At 37.7% G+C, this 15,058-nt stretch carries 18 protein-coding genes; 1 reads left to right on the top strand and 17 read right to left on the bottom strand.

The annotated features are described in order from the left end of the window. Positions 1 to 66: 66 nt before the first annotated feature. The 17 genes from ILS93_RS21590 to ILS93_RS21670 form a co-directional block, all read right to left on the bottom strand. Positions 67 to 573 carry an acyltransferase gene (locus tag ILS93_RS21590; protein WP_064476213.1) on the bottom strand — a complete coding sequence of 169 codons (507 nt, stop codon included), beginning with the start codon at positions 571 to 573 and terminating at the stop codon, positions 67 to 69. Between the two features lie 75 nt (positions 574 to 648). Then, complete coding sequence (gene ppaX, locus ILS93_RS21595; RefSeq protein WP_064476212.1) at positions 649 to 1,299, bottom strand: pyrophosphatase PpaX; 651 nt, start codon at positions 1,297 to 1,299, stop codon at positions 649 to 651. 67 nt (positions 1,300 to 1,366) lie between these two features. Next, entirely contained in the window at positions 1,367 to 2,179 is an 813-nt protein-coding gene (gene lgt, locus ILS93_RS21600; RefSeq protein ID WP_064476211.1) for a prolipoprotein diacylglyceryl transferase, read from the bottom strand. Positions 2,180 to 2,203: 24 nt separating this feature from the next. After that, positions 2,204 to 3,133, bottom strand: coding sequence for an HPr(Ser) kinase/phosphatase (hprK, locus tag ILS93_RS21605; RefSeq protein ID WP_001127246.1), 930 nt, complete (start codon positions 3,131 to 3,133; stop codon positions 2,204 to 2,206). Positions 3,134 to 3,289: 156 nt separating this feature from the next. Further along, entirely contained in the window at positions 3,290 to 3,670 is a 381-nt protein-coding gene (locus ILS93_RS21610) for a phage holin family protein (protein ID WP_001267307.1), read from the bottom strand. A gap of 114 nt (positions 3,671 to 3,784) precedes the next feature. After that, a complete protein-coding gene (locus ILS93_RS21615; RefSeq protein WP_064476210.1) occupies positions 3,785 to 4,234 on the bottom strand; it encodes a DUF4275 family protein in 450 nt (149 codons plus the stop codon). A 60-nt stretch (positions 4,235 to 4,294) separates the two neighbouring features. After that, positions 4,295 to 7,165: an excinuclease ABC subunit UvrA gene (gene uvrA, locus ILS93_RS21620; protein ID WP_222661360.1), complete on the bottom strand. Its 2,871-nt coding sequence runs from the start codon at positions 7,163 to 7,165 to the stop codon at positions 4,295 to 4,297. Positions 7,166 to 7,176: 11 nt separating this feature from the next. Continuing rightward, complete coding sequence (gene uvrB, locus ILS93_RS21625) at positions 7,177 to 9,153, bottom strand: excinuclease ABC subunit B (protein WP_064476209.1); 1,977 nt, start codon at positions 9,151 to 9,153, stop codon at positions 7,177 to 7,179. Positions 9,154 to 9,304: 151 nt separating this feature from the next. After that, on the bottom strand, positions 9,305 to 9,742 hold the full coding sequence (locus tag ILS93_RS21630; RefSeq protein ID WP_064476208.1) for a DUF4362 domain-containing protein: 438 nt from the start codon (positions 9,740 to 9,742) through the stop codon (positions 9,305 to 9,307). A 45-nt stretch (positions 9,743 to 9,787) separates the two neighbouring features. Continuing rightward, complete coding sequence (locus ILS93_RS21635; protein WP_222661248.1) at positions 9,788 to 10,408, bottom strand: hypothetical protein; 621 nt, start codon at positions 10,406 to 10,408, stop codon at positions 9,788 to 9,790. Continuing rightward, a complete protein-coding gene (locus ILS93_RS21640) occupies positions 10,405 to 11,166 on the bottom strand; it encodes a MerR family transcriptional regulator (RefSeq protein ID WP_064476206.1) in 762 nt (253 codons plus the stop codon). The genes ILS93_RS21635 and ILS93_RS21640 overlap by 4 nt, the downstream gene beginning before the upstream one ends. A gap of 100 nt (positions 11,167 to 11,266) precedes the next feature. Continuing rightward, complete coding sequence (locus ILS93_RS21645; RefSeq protein WP_064476205.1) at positions 11,267 to 11,494, bottom strand: hypothetical protein; 228 nt, start codon at positions 11,492 to 11,494, stop codon at positions 11,267 to 11,269. A gap of 16 nt (positions 11,495 to 11,510) precedes the next feature. Next, positions 11,511 to 11,903 carry an ATPase gene (locus ILS93_RS21650; protein ID WP_088047805.1) on the bottom strand — a complete coding sequence of 131 codons (393 nt, stop codon included), beginning with the start codon at positions 11,901 to 11,903 and terminating at the stop codon, positions 11,511 to 11,513. Next, on the bottom strand, positions 11,900 to 12,121 hold the full coding sequence (locus ILS93_RS21655; protein WP_064476203.1) for a hypothetical protein: 222 nt from the start codon (positions 12,119 to 12,121) through the stop codon (positions 11,900 to 11,902). Before ILS93_RS21655 ends, ILS93_RS21650 begins: the two co-directional genes overlap by 4 nt. 18 nt (positions 12,122 to 12,139) lie before the next feature. Next, positions 12,140 to 12,529: a hypothetical protein gene (locus tag ILS93_RS21660; protein ID WP_098103016.1), complete on the bottom strand. Its 390-nt coding sequence runs from the start codon at positions 12,527 to 12,529 to the stop codon at positions 12,140 to 12,142. An 11-nt stretch (positions 12,530 to 12,540) separates the two neighbouring features. Beyond that, positions 12,541 to 12,738 (bottom strand): helix-turn-helix transcriptional regulator, encoded by a 198-nt coding sequence (locus ILS93_RS21665; protein WP_000538364.1) that lies wholly within the window; start codon positions 12,736 to 12,738, stop codon positions 12,541 to 12,543. 236 nt (positions 12,739 to 12,974) lie between these two features. Next, on the bottom strand, positions 12,975 to 13,997 hold the full coding sequence (locus ILS93_RS21670) for a YeiH family protein (protein WP_142387438.1): 1,023 nt from the start codon (positions 13,995 to 13,997) through the stop codon (positions 12,975 to 12,977). Positions 13,998 to 14,148: 151 nt separating this feature from the next. Here ILS93_RS21670 and ILS93_RS21675 point away from each other — a divergent pair, with 151 nt between their 5' ends. Further along, the gene (locus tag ILS93_RS21675; protein WP_088047802.1) at positions 14,149 to 15,042 is read left to right on the top strand and encodes a LysR family transcriptional regulator; all 894 of its coding nucleotides are present in this window, start codon (positions 14,149 to 14,151) and stop codon (positions 15,040 to 15,042) included. Positions 15,043 to 15,058 lie beyond the last annotated feature (16 nt).

The following is a 15,058-nucleotide window of genomic DNA, read 5'->3' on the forward strand; positions in this document are numbered from 1 at the left end:
GTATATTATACTCAATTATTTCCTTTTTATTCATTAAAAAAGAAGAGAAATGTTACATTTTTAGCATCAACCTTCTCTAGCATCCATTTCTTCTTTCGTATAAATAACACGCATTGGATTTCCACCCACGAAAGCACCACTTGGGACATCTCTATGAACAAGTGTGCCAGCTGAAATAATCGCGCCATCCCCAATTTTTACACCTGGTAATATAGTCGTATTTGCTCCAATCATCACTTCATTTCCTATGATGACCTCTCCAAGTCGATATTCGCGAATTAAATATTCATGTGCTAAAAGCGTTGTATTATAGCCGATAATCGAATTCTCTCCCACAGTTATCTTTTCTGGGAACATAATATCCGGCATTACCATAAGCGCAAATGATGTTTTCTTTCCGACTTTCATCCGTAAAAATGTACGGTACAACCAATTCTTGACGGATAAAAATGGTGTATAACGCGCAATTTGGATAATAATAAAGTTCTTCATTACCTTCCAAAAAGACACTGTTTTATACACATTCCATAATGAATTTTCTCCCGAAACAGGATAGCGCGTTGTCCGTCGCACTTAACTCGCTCCTCTACTAAAAAGTGAAACTGTAAGTTAATAGGGAAATACACCCCCACTAACTTACTTGGACCTTTATAAACGGTTCATATTAGACAAAATTGGTAGCAAATCACTCATTTTATCTAGCATAAAGTCCGGCTTGTAAGCCTCTAAATATGCTCTACCTTTCAACGTCCATGAGACAGCAGCTGTTTTCGTACCCGCATTTTGTCCACCAACAATATCATGATGGTTATCCCCAACCATCAATGCTTCTTCCGGTTTCGCATCTAATAACTCAAGCGCTTTTTGAAGTGGTTCTGGATGTGGTTTCACATGCTCTACATCATCAATTGTCACGACAACATCAAAAAATTCATCAAGCTTTGATAACCTTAATCCCATCTCAACTGTTTGTCTCGCTTTCGTTGTAACAATACCAACTTTATAGCCTTGCTTCTTCAACTCTTGAACTGTTTCATATACAGTTTCATATTCTTCCACTAATTCATCGTGATGATCATGGTTAAATTGACGATAACATGTAATCATCTCTTCAACCTTGTTGTCATCAATCTTGCTGAAAGTATCATGTAAAGAAGGGCCGATAAATGGCAATACATCTTCACGCTTATATTGATTTGGATAATATGTATGTAACGTATGTAAAAAAGAAGAAATAATAAGTTCGTTTGTATTAATTAAAGTTCCATCTAAATCAAATAACACTGTATTTATTCTCATTGCCTTAGTCCCTTCTCTTTCCTGAATATGAAAGAAGCAGCACCTTATAATAAGATGCTACTTTTCTCTAATTTTCCGAATATCTTTTATCAGCTTGCCCCATTTTTCGTCTCACAATAATGAAAATAATAGAAATAACAACAAGTCCAATTGACATTACTTGTGCGATACGAAGTGGTCCTAACATTAAACTATCTGTACGTAAGCCTTCTACGAAGAAGCGCCCTATTGAATACCAAATTAAATATGTGAAGAATAATTCCCCGCGTCGTAAATTCACTTTTCGTAATGAAAGTAATAAAATGACACCTGCAAAATTCCATAATGATTCATATAAAAACGTTGGGTGATAGTACACACCCTCAATATACATTTGATTAATAATGAAATCCGGTAAATGAAGTCCTTCTAAAAACTGTCTCGTTACTTCATCACCATGCGCCTCTTGGTTCATAAAGTTTCCCCATCGACCAATTGCTTGTCCTAGTAAAATACTTGGCGCAGCAATATCAGCCAACTTCCAGAATGAAACCCCGCGTCGTTTTGCAAAAAGAATTCCTGTAATAACAGCCCCGATTAAACCACCATGAATCGCCAAGCCACCTTGACGAATATTAATAATTTGACTCGGGTTTTGCGCGTAATATTCCCATTCAAAAATAACATAGTACATTCTCGCAAATAGAATAGCGATCGGTACTGCAATTAATACAAGGTCAACAAATGTATCTTTTGGAATACCTAGCCTTTCTCCCTCGCGAGTTGCTAGCCAAAGACCTAATAGCACACCCGTACCGATAATAATCCCGTACCAATAAACAGGAAACGGCCCAAGTTGGACAGCTACGCGGTCAAGCTGTGGTACAGAACCTAACAGCATATGTATGACCTCCCTCTCCAAAGTTTACTCCTGATTTCCTAACTCAATCGCACTCATTAATCGTTCAGAGAACTGTTGTGCTGCATTGACTCCCATACGTTTTAAACGGAAGTTCATCGCTGCTACTTCAATAATAACAGCCAAGTTTCGACCAGGACGAACTGGAAGTGTAATCTTTGTAAGCTCTGTATCAATAATCTTCATCTTCTCTTCATCAAGACCTAAGCGATCGTAATTTTTCTTTTGATCCCAAATTTCAAGATTAATAACAAGTGTAATACGCTTATAATTTCGCACTGCCCCTGCACCGAATAACGTCATCACGTTAATGATACCTAGACCACGAATTTCTAATAAATGCTCAATTAAATCTGGTGAGCTTCCGACTAACATGTCTTCATCTTCTTGGCGAATTTCTACACTATCATCCGCAACAAGGCGATGACCACGTTTTACAAGCTCAAGAGCTGTCTCACTTTTACCGACACCACTTTGACCTGTAATTAAAACACCAACACCGTAAATATCTACTAACACACCATGTACAGCTGTTGTTGGTGCTAACTTACCTTCTAAATAATTAGTTAAACGACTTGATAATCTTGTTGTCGTTTGAGAAGAACGTAATAAAGGCATACCTGATTCACGCGATGCATGCAGTAACTCATCTGGTACATCTTGATTACGAGTTATAATAATACATGGCGTCTCCTCAGTACAAAGCGCTTTCATTCTCTCTTGCTTTTGCTCTGACGTTAATGTGTCAAAGAACGTAAGCTCCGTCTTTCCAAGAAGCTGCACACGATCAGCTGGATAATATGTGAAAAATCCTGCCATTTCAATTCCAGGTCGTGATAAATCACTTGTATCAATCGGACGATGAATTCCTTCTTCACCACTTATTAACTCCAATTGAAATTGTTCAATTAAATCTTTTGTCCTTACTTTCGGCATATGTATAAACCTCCACTCCGCTGCGGGTTCAGTCTCATTTGATGTAAAATTCCATTCTACCGGATATTGTACCATTTTTTTCTGGAAACAAGAAATACGGTTTCTAATAAATAGAAAAAAACATTTCATATACATCATGAAATGTTTTTCTTTTTGTCATTTTCTCTTTTTTTCATACAGTGGCTCCACAATTGCCTTTTCAATAATCATATTAAAAATTGAAATACAAATTGCCGCTACAATCGCTACACCGAATCCTGATATATTAAATGCATCTCCTAATAATGAATCTGCTATTTTTAACGTAATCGCATTAATAACAATTAAGAAGAACCCGAAAGTTACAAGAGTAATTGGTAGCGTAATTAAAATTAAAAACGGTTTTACGAACACATTTAAAACAGCCAAGATAATACTCGCAATAATTGCAGTTTGTATATTTGCTACGTAAAACGCGTCTGGCGCAATCCCTTTTAAAAGTCCCGATACAGCGATTAACACAACGCTATTTACAAGAAGTGATACAATCCATCTCATTTTCTTACACATCCTTTTGACATATATATTTCATCATACGCTAATAGATAAGAAACGCAAGTATCATACAAACACTTATATCAACTTATTCTATTCTCCATGCTTGTATACCTACTAACATTCCCTCGCAAAATAAGGACCACACCATCTATGTTCATGAGTTTTTACAAAAGTCCAAGTGAACTCTTTATCTACAATATAAATATCGCCTTTATACATATCGTCCCTCTCACACAATATATCCTCCATATGTAATAAACTCGTATCTTTTATTAGCAGTACATCATCACAATGTTGATAGAATATGTAACAATTCTTTTTCACTTCATTATGAAACGCGTTCTCCGCTTCTTCACCCTCTAAACACTTCTTTTTCTCATAACTAAATATGTGCCAAAGATACCCACATGCATACTTATCTCCATACAGAAAAATGTCTTCTTTTTCCTCATCACTTAAATGGTTTGCAAAATGACCCTCCCAGCGTTTGCGAAAATAAACACCCCAATTTTGAAACTCTCTTACCTTCATATTTTTCTTTCTTAAAATATCTACAAACTCCATTTTCTCCCCCTATGAACGAAAAACCGAGTGTCATTTCCACTCGGTTTTTTAGTAATACACTTATTGCGATAATTCTACTTCTTTTATTTTCTCTTTCATTCTTGCTTTATCACGAACTAAAATATCTTTTAAATACTTACCTGTATACGAGCGCTCTTCTTTCACTACTTGCTCTGGCGTTCCGGAAGCAACGATTTGTCCACCTTTGTCTCCACCTTCTGGTCCAAGGTCAACGATATAATCAGCTGTTTTAATTACATCTAAATTATGTTCAATAACAAGAACTGTCTCGCCACTTTCAACAAGGCGTTGCAGAACTTCTAGAAGACGCGCGATATCATGTGCATGCAAACCAGTCGTTGGTTCATCTAAAATATATAACGTACGCCCTGTAGAACGACGGTGTAATTCAGAAGCTAATTTCACGCGCTGTGCTTCTCCTCCAGATAACGTAGTAGCTGGCTGCCCTAATTTCATATAACCAAGCCCTACATCTACAAGCGTTTGAAGTTTACGCTTAATTTTCGGGATATTAGCGAAGAACTCTACTCCATCTTCAATTGTCATCCCTAACACTTCAGAAATGTTCTTATCTTTATACTTCACTTCTAACGTTTCGCGGTTATAACGTTTACCATGACAAACTTCACACGGAACGTATACGTCTGGTAAGAAGTGCATTTCGATTTTAATAATTCCATCACCACGGCACGCTTCACAACGTCCACCTTTTACATTAAAGCTGAAACGTCCTTTTTGATATCCACGCACTTTCGCTTCATTCGTTTGTGCAAACACATCACGAATATCATCGAATACACCTGTATACGTCGCTGGATTAGAACGTGGTGTACGCCCGATTGGCGATTGATCAATATCGATTACTTTATCTAAATGCTCAAGACCTTTAATTTCTTTATGAGTACCTGGCTTCGCTTTCGCTTTATATAACTTTTGCGCTAATGATTTATATAGTACTTCATTAATCATCGTACTTTTACCGGAACCAGATACACCCGTTATCGCTACAAACGTACCAAGCGGGAATGACATCTTTGCATTCTTTAAGTTATTCTCTTTTGCACCGATAATTTCCACTTTACGTCCGTCACCTTTACGTCTTTCAAGTGGAACCGGAATAAACTCTTTACCGCTTAAATACTTCCCTGTTAGCGAATTATCATCTTGCATCACTTCAGCTGGCGTCCCCGCTGATACAACTTGACCACCATGAATACCTGCACCAGGTCCGATATCAAGTAAATAATCAGCAGCCATCATCGTATCTTCATCATGTTCAACGACAATTAACGTATTACCTAAATCACGCATCTCTTGCAACGTACGAATAAGACGATCGTTATCGCGCTGATGTAAACCGATAGAAGGCTCATCAAGAATGTAAAGTACGCCAGTCAGACGAGAACCGATTTGCGTCGCTAAACGAATACGCTGCGCCTCACCACCTGATAAAGTTCCTGCAGCACGACTTAACGTTAAATAATCTAACCCGACGTTCACTAAGAATCCAACGCGCTCCTGGATTTCTCTTAAAATTAAATGAGCAATTTTTTGTTGCTTCTCCGTTAGCTCTACATTCGAGAAGAATTCCTGTACTTCTTGAACAGAATACTTCGTTACATCAGCAATCGTTTTATCACCAACGAAAACAGCTAAACTCTCAGGCTTTAAGCGTCCACCTTTACACTTCGGACAAGCTTGCTCTGCCATATACTTTTCCATTTGCTCACGGACATAATCAGAACTCGTTTCACGATAACGACGTTCGATATTTGGAATAACACCTTCAAATAAAATCTCATTTTCCTTTACTTGACCAAATTCATTTACATAGCGGAAATAAACTTTCTCTTCACCGCTTCCGTACAACACTTTATCAAATAAATCTTTCGGTATATCTTTCACAGGCACATCCATATCAACGCCGTAATGATTACATACAGATTGTAAAAGCTGTGGGTAATATTGTGAACTTGTCGGTTCCCAAGGCGCAATCGCATGTTCATTTAATGATAAATCCCAATTCGGAATGACAAGTTCTAAATCTACCTCTAACTTTGAACCAAGTCCATCACAAGAAGGACACGCCCCGAATGGACTATTGAATGAAAACATGCGCGGCTCTAATTCTCCGATTGAAAAGCCACAATGCGGACAAGCATGATGTTCACTAAATAGAAGTTCCTCTTCTCCCATTACATCAATTAACACTCGGCCCCCGCCAAGCTTTAATGCACTTTCAAGTGAATCCGCAAGACGGCTTGCAATCCTTTCTTTTACAACAATACGGTCAATTACAACTTCAATGGAATGCTTCTTATTTTTATCTAACGCAATATCTTCAGATACATCAAGCATTTCACCATCAACACGTACACGAACATATCCTTGCTTCTTAATGTCTTCAAGCACTTTCACATGTGCACCTTTACGCCCAGAAACGATAGGAGCTAACACTTGTAATTTCGTACGTTCAGGATATTCAAGTACACGGTCTACCATCTGCTCTACTGTTTGTGATGTAATTTCAATACCATGATTCGGGCAAATCGGCGTACCAATTCGTGCGAATAGTAAACGTAAATAATCATAAATCTCCGTTACCGTTCCGACAGTTGAACGTGGATTACGACTCGTTGTTTTTTGATCGATTGAAATCGCTGGAGATAAGCCTTCAATTGTATCCACGTCAGGTTTATCCATTTGTCCTAAAAACTGGCGCGCATACGCAGATAACGATTCTACGTATCTGCGTTGCCCTTCTGCATAAATCGTATCAAACGCTAATGATGATTTCCCTGAACCAGACAATCCCGTCACAACAACAAGCTGATCTCTCGGAATGGTTACATCAATATTTTTTAAGTTATGTGCTCTAGCACCTTTTACGACAATAAAATCCTTGCTTATGCTCACTCTGTTCACCCTTCCGCTTTTAATTCTAATAGTAAATCTCTTAATTCAGCTGCACGCTCGAAATCTAACGCTTTTGCTGCTTCTTTCATCTCTGCTTCCATCTTCGTAATTGTCTTTTCACGCTCTTTTTTCGTCATCTTCTTGGCTGGTACTGCTTCATATGTTTCCGGCTCTTCAGCAGCTGTCGTTGCACGGATAACATCACGCACGCCTTTTTGAATCGTTTTCGGCGTAATACCATGCTCTTTATTGTAAGCTTCTTGTATAGTACGACGACGTTGCGTTTCTTCAATCGCAATTCCCATCGATCTCGTTATACGATCTGCGTACATAATAACGCGGCCGTTTTCATTACGTGCCGCACGACCAATTGTTTGAATTAATGAACGCTCCGAACGCAAGAATCCTTCCTTATCAGCATCTAAAATAGCTACAAGTGATACTTCTGGAATATCTAATCCTTCTCGTAATAAGTTAATACCGACCAGTACATCAAACTTACCAAGGCGAAGGTCACGGATAATTTCAATACGTTCTAACGTTTTAATTTCAGAGTGAAGATAGTTTACTTTAATTCCTACATCCTTTAAGTAGTCTGTTAAATCCTCTGACATTTTCTTCGTTAAAGTCGTAATTAATACACGTTCATTTTTTGCAATGCGATCTTGAATTTCTCCTAATAAATCATCAATTTGCCCTTCAATTGGTCGTATATCAATTGGTGGATCTAAAAGCCCTGTTGGACGAATAATTTGTTCTATTACCTCCGGTGCCTGCTCTAACTCGTACGGTCCTGGCGTTGCCGAAACGTAAATAACTTGATTCGTTTTCCCTTCAAACTCATCAAACGTAAGCGGTCTATTATCTAAAGCTGATGGCAAACGGAACCCATGATCCACAAGTACTTGCTTACGTGCTTGGTCCCCGTTATACATCGCTCTTACTTGCGGTACTGATACGTGTGACTCATCCATAACAATTAAGAAATCTTCCGGGAAATAGTCTAATAACGTATACGGTGTTGCACCCGCTGGACGAAGTGTTAAATGACGGGAATAATTTTCAATACCTGAGCAAAAGCCCATCTCACGCATCATTTCTAAATCATAACGTGTACGTTGCTCTATACGCTGCGCTTCTAACAACTTGCCATTATCATTTAATTCCTTTAAACGCTCTTCTAATTCTTTTTCGATATTTTCAATAGCGACCTTCATCTTTTCTTCACGTGTAACGAAGTGAGATGCTGGGAAGATTGCTACATGATCACGTTCTGCTAATACTTCACCTGTTAACGCATTTACTTCGCGAATACGATCTATTTCATCGCCGAAAAATTCAATTCGAATACAATGCTCATCAAGTGATGCCGGGAAGATTTCAACTACATCTCCGCGCACACGGAATGTACCACGCTTGAAATCAATGTCATTACGCCCATACTGCACATCAACAAGTTCACGAAGCAATTGATTGCGGTCCTTTTCCATACCAACTCGAAGCGAAACAACTAACTCGCGGTATTCTTCTGGAGAACCTAAACCATATATACACGAAACACTCGCAACGATAATAACATCGTCTCTTTCAAATAAGGAAGACGTTGCTGAGTGACGCAATTTATCGATTTCATCATTAATCTGCGCATCTTTTTCAATAAAAGTATCTGTTTGCGGCACATACGCTTCTGGCTGATAATAATCGTAATAACTAACAAAATACTCCACTGAATTGTTAGGGAAAAAATCTTTCAGCTCACTATATAACTGTCCTGCTAACGTTTTATTATGAGCCATGACAAGTGTTGGCTTCTGCACTTCTTTAATGACATTTGAAATCGTAAATGTCTTACCCGTTCCTGTCGCCCCAAGCAACACTTGCTTTTTCTTTCCACTATTAATTCCCTCTACAAGCTTCTCTATAGCTACCGGCTGATCACCTTGCGGGGAATACGCTGAGATAATTTCAAATTGATGTTCCAAGTAAAATCCGACCTCCTCATAAAAATCTGTATTATTATTTTACCACGAATGCCCATAAAAAACCTAAAAAAACGAACAGATATTCGGTAAAACTTTCGACAATATATACATAGAAAAAGGAAGGAGTCAAAACTTCCTTCCTCTACTAACTCTATTTTTTAGGTACATATAATAAATCATATCCATTGCGCCCATTTTCATTCACACAGTCTATTAACCTATAAGCCGTTTGTGATTCACGCTGCTCTTTAACAATCCTTTTACAGTTATCTTTATGTAACCCTTTATCCTCACCAGCAAATTGGTCTTTTCTATTATCTGACACATAAAGTATATCGTTCTCACTATGCTCTAGCGTTTGAAAGATCGGGTCACCTTCATGGGTATACTGTACAATCCTTATTTTATCAACCTTCCCTTGGTCAACATTCAAAATGAATTTTTCAAATTTATCTAGATTGGAAATTCCCGCTCTCTTTACAATGACATCATTCTTCCTATCAATTTCAATGTTAGGTTGTGAGCATGCTACTAAGCTAAAGAAAAAGAGAAATAGACATATAAAACCACTTCTTTTTCCTATTGTCATCCTCTCCTATAAAAATTCTTTGTATACCGCAAAAGCTACTTTCCTCTACGAAAGTAGCTTCTCTTTTCCTTTCTCTTTCTTCGGAAAAATCACATATGAAAATGAAATAACTGTATCCACTAAAAGTATAATCGCCCAAACTTGACTAACGCGACTAGCTGGTTCATTTAAAACAATCCCAGTTTCTAACCAATTATGCCATTGGTCAAACGGGACAAAACCGTACAGAAAGAAAAAGAAAATATGCACAACAATGAATAAAACAAGATGCAATACCAAATTTTTTATTTCCTGCTTCGCATAGGCCATACCTGTTAATTCTATATGTTCTTCAATAATAGGCGCTGGTTCATTCCGCCATTTCGCAACTAGCTTTTGCGCAAATATATCAAGCTTCTTCAAATCCTTTTTCCCGTAGAAAACTGCATACAATAAAATAATTACAGTAATGATTTGAAAATTAGAGAAATTCCCTGTTTGATAATAGTCCACTACCCCTAATGTTAAAATAATTACTTCATTTACGAGGAGTACAATCCCCATAATAAAGCTCGCTTTCTTCAAACGGAATCCGTAACGGAGTAAAAAGAAGCCGATAGCCGATAACCAAAATACAATCTCTGCCCCAATTAAAAAATACCAACGATATTCTGCAAGTATACTCATTTATCCATCTCCTTTTCATCATATATACGAAAAGCTTCATCCATATATAATAAAAGTTCTTCTTCAATTGGATACATGCTCATTTTCTGCGAATCTTCCTTCGATTTTCTAACTTCCCATAACTTATCTAAAAATGCTTCATCACCATTAGCCATTTCTAAACACTTCTGCATTAATCTCTTCGTTGCCTCTTGTACCTCATTACTCGCGGCTTCTTTGCCGTCTTTCATAAAAATACGTAATTGCTTTAATAAATCTACCCATTCTAAAACATTCGGATCTTCTTCACTCATATTTGGCAAGTTATGAAGCAATTTTTGTTCTTCCTTTGAAAATACTTCATTTTGAAATATTTCACGTATGCGAGACGACTGTTTCGAAAGCTGGATAAGTTCAAACATAACTTTCCAATCGAGCTCTCCCTCCACATCCACCGAATAAACAACTGCTTGTAAAACACGCTCCATTCGATTGAATTTCTTTTGTTCTTCCTGTACAAATCGAAGTTGTTTTTCAAGTGAATCCTTTAAATTAAGCTCATCTTTTACTAACATATTCGCAGATTCTTTTAACGAAAATCCCATTTCCTTTAAAAATAAAATTTGTTGCAGCCGTATTACGTCAGCTTCACTATATAAACGATGCCCGCCTTCTGTTTTCCCGCTCGGCTTTAATAAATCTATTTGATCATAATAACGTAATGTACGTACTGTTACCCCTGTCTCTCTCGTCAATTGTTGTATGGAAATCACTACCATCACCTCTTCCCCTTCATTATAAAAGATGACGTTACGTCACTTTCAAGTCTTTTGTAAAAAAAATACAAAAAGCTGTTTATACTCTTCGTATAAACAGCTTTTACGGGAATAATCCTTTTTGTACAGCACGCCCACAAAATAAAATAAGTGCTCCAACAACAACACTCGTTGCTGTTTTATGATAATGAGCTGAAACTAATAAATAATATGATAAACCGACAGTACCAATCATAATACAAACGCTTGGCACTGGATTACGAGAGAAGTTCTGCATTCCCCAAAACAAAGCAAAAATAGCCGTAGCGACACATAATACCGGTAATCCCATCCCAGTTCCCCTTTTTCTATCTATTCCTTGTTGCTAACACACTCGTCGATGCCATACTTATTAATAAACCAAAAATAGCAATATATAATAACTCATTTACATGTACTGCTTGCCTATCTAAATGCTTATTTACACAAAGATACACAATGAACAGGAAAATGAAGCTTGTAATACAAATCGTAAAATACGACTTCATCTTATTCACAACTCGCTCATCAATCGACGGAACTCCCTCTTCTTTCAAACGCTTCTGTTCTCTATATTCCGAAATACTATATAAAATGACTAGTGCTACATTCGATATGAAGATCGTTCCCCACGAAATACTTAAAATCATTAAACTCGCATTTAAAATAAGACCCGCTAAAAATAAACTTCCTATAAACCGTATAACATCTTGCTTACTCATACATGATCAACCTCTTTTTGATTTCTATATTTCCACTTCGGCCAATAGTTCACAAAGAAATAAACAAACTGCCCTAGTACAAATAAAACAAACGGCATACCAGCATTTCCATCAACAATTAAATTATATAAACTCCATATCGCTAAACTAATCGTAAAAAATAACCCTACATATTTAAACGCTTTATCTGACTGGAATCTCTCAAACTCATCTTGCATTTTTCATTCCTCCTATCTCTATGCTCGTTTCCCTATCATGACTCCTATGATGAGACTACCCGCAAATAAGGAACTACATATCATAAATATTTCTTGCACTGGTATAACAGCTCTGCCTATTGATTTACTCGCAACAATATAAACAATAAGCAATAGAAACGCGAATACAAATGAGACATTTACATATTTTTTTATATTTTCATTTACTCGCTCATCTATATCTGGAAGTTCTTCTTTTTTATACTTACGCTTTTTGTAATACGCATACACTATCAAAAATACAATTGCTAAAACGTTACTCACTACGAGCGGTAAAATTGGTATAGCCGGATTCATAATATGAACTACAATGTCTCCCAAAAACAATCCAATAGTCGCACCAATCAATAACTTTTTAGTATCTTCCATTTTTTCTCCCCTTACTCCAGCGTAAATATTTCCTCAACCTTCACCCCAAAATATTTGGCGATTTTTAGGGATAACTCTAGACTCGGGTTATAATGATGGTTTTCAATCGCCACAATCGTCTGCCGTGTCACCTGCATCGCCTTTGCCATTTCAACTTGCGTTATATGATTTTGCTTTCTTAACTCTTTTATTTTATTTTTCACACCCATAGGCTCCACCTTCGAAAGTAAAGATATCTTTACTTTAATTATAAATATTTTCCAATTTCAAGTAAAGATATCTTTACAAATTTTAGTAAAACATTTCACTGAACATCTTCTCTAACCAAGTACAAGAGTAATTCAATTTATATCAGCGATTTTTTAAATATATCGACATCCGTAGCACTATAATCATAAGAAAAAAGCTGTCCCAAAATATCTTTTGGAACAGCTTCTTCGTCCTACTACATAAATCCTAATGCATATACAAGAACGTATCCAAGAATAGAAAGGCAAACCGAGCCGATCAGCCCCGCCACGAATGCCTTACCTCCTAACTTACGGAACGTTTTAAACTCTACATTTAAACCAAGCCCCGCCATCGCCATTGCAATCAGCATGTAAGCAATGACAACAATATAGCCGGCAACAACTTCTGGTATAACCCCGAGCGAATGCACTGCACTCATCGCTAAAAATCCGAAGATGAACCACGGAATTGGAAGATCGCGCCACGATTTTTTTTCCTCGCTACCTTCACTCTTACCAAACCATAATCCAATTAAAATCGCTACTGGCACAAGCATTGCAACGCGCGTTAATTTCACGATAACTGCGATGTCTACAGCCGTACTTCCTCCTGGTGCCGCAGCTGCGATGACATGGGCGATCTCATGCAGCGTGGCACCTGAGAATACACCGTAACCGTACTGTGAGAAGCCAAGCACTGGGTATAATAGCGTATAAATAAGTGTAAATATTGTACCTAAAATTGCAATAATCGCTGCCCCAACTGCCGTTTCTTCATCCTTCGCTTTCACTTGCGGTGCAATTGCCACGACCGCTGCCGCACCGCAAATTGCTGTTCCGCACGCTGTTAAAATTCCGAGTTTCTTTTCTACTTTAAATACTTTCGTTAGTCCATATACAACGAAAATCGTAAATGCAATAACAACCGCAGCGATGACCAATACTTTCGGCCCTGCCTTCGCAATATCAACAAGATTTAACCGCATTCCAAGTAAGATGATCCCAAAGCGCAGCAACTTCTTACTCGCAAAGTTCGTCCCGGCAATCGCATCATGAGGAACTCCAATTGCTGCACGCCAAACCATCCCAATTAGAATAGCAATTACTAATTGTCCCATAATATTTAAAAATGGAAGCTCTGCTAAATATTTCGCAGCAATTGCGATTAATAGTGTAATCCCAATTCCTTGCGAAAATCCAAAGCCCTTCTTCTTTTGTATAACAAGTGTTTGTTCCACTTTGAACCACTCCAATAATCGTATTGGAACATGCATGTTCTTTCTACTTACATTATAAGAGAGTTTCTATAATAAGTTTAATATCAATATCAAATCTCTATCATCAGAAATACTTATGATAAGATGATAGAAAAAGAAAGGAGCCCATTACATGAACGTAGACATTTTAAAAATATTTGTTACTGTCGTTGAACAGAAGCACTTCTCCCGTGCAGCAGAATTATTAAACCTTTCACAACCTGGCGTAAGTATGCATATACGCAACTTAGAAAACGAATTTGGCACCACTCTTATTCAGCGCTCCCCAAAGCACGTCCAAGTGACGGAGGCTGGAAACATACTATATATACATGCAAAGCAAATGCTCTCTCTTTACGAAGAAGCCAAACAAGAAATTAACGAACTACATAACGTTGTAACAGGAACTCTTCGCATCGGTGCTAGTTTCACAATTGGCGAATACTTACTTCCAAAAATACTGGCTAACTATGCGAATGAAAATCCACACGTCGAAGTTCATACCTTTATCTCAAATACAGAAGACGTTTTACAAAGCCTTCGCTCTAATCAAATCGATATCGGCTTAGTGGAAGGGCAAGTCGTATACGCCGACGTTGACGTTGAAACGTTTATGCAAGATGAAATGAAGCTCGTCGTCCCTCCAAATCATCCACTGCTCTGCACAAATGAAATAAATGAAAGTACACTCCAAGATCAAGTATGGGTATTAAGAGAAAGTGGTTCTGGTACACGCGCTTATAGTGACCGCTTTATTCATCAACACCATTTGAAAATGAAGCGATTCTTTACATTTAGTAGTATCCAAAGCGTAAAGGAAGCAGTTAGTGCCGGGCTTGGCATCGCTATACTTTCTGATTGGACTGTACGAAAAGAGCTACTGGCAAAAGAGCTATTCCACGTCGAAGTTCCAAATGAACAACTAATTCGTCCATTCTCCATCGTGCGCGGCAAATACTTCATCCTGTCTAAAGCCATTCAGGTGTTTTTAAATCATGTAGACTCTTTTGCGAAAAAACAGCATTGACCTTCACATTAGTGTG

This window comes from Bacillus sp. 16GRE42, assembly GCF_019837435.1.
GTDB lineage: Bacteria > Bacillota > Bacilli > Bacillales > Bacillaceae_G > Bacillus_A > Bacillus_A wiedmannii.